The organism is Vogesella mureinivorans (assembly GCF_007644035.1).
Classification (GTDB): domain Bacteria; phylum Pseudomonadota; class Gammaproteobacteria; order Burkholderiales; family Chromobacteriaceae; genus Vogesella; species Vogesella mureinivorans.
This window is the reverse complement of record NZ_VMTV02000445.1, coordinates 1-270: the sequence shown is the minus strand read 5'-3', so window position 1 is coordinate 270 and position 270 is coordinate 1. Positions and strand designations below refer to the sequence as shown.

Annotated in this window: 1 pseudogene; it reads right to left on the bottom strand. The window is 63.0% G+C overall.

Annotated features, from left to right (window positions below):
- Window positions 1-270, bottom strand: a pseudogene (prpE, locus tag FLQ44_RS11455) (propionyl-CoA synthetase); the annotation flags it as partial.

The following is a 270-nucleotide window of genomic DNA, read 5'->3' as shown; positions in this document are numbered from 1 at the left end:
CCGAGGATGAAGTAATAGCCGTCCTCATCGCGGATCGCCCAGTCCAGCGAGCTGTACAGCAATTCCTTGAAGTGGCTGAAGTAGCTGGACAGGAAGCGCGCATCGTCACCCCAGACGGTGCTCAGGCATCCCGGCGGCAACGGCGGCACGATCGCCAGCACGCCCTTCTCGCCCGCACCGCAGGGCTCGCCACTGACCTCGTTGATGAGCTTCAAGTTGAAACCCAGGTTGGGCAGGCCGGGCGAACCGAACTTGGTGGGCTTGAGCTCC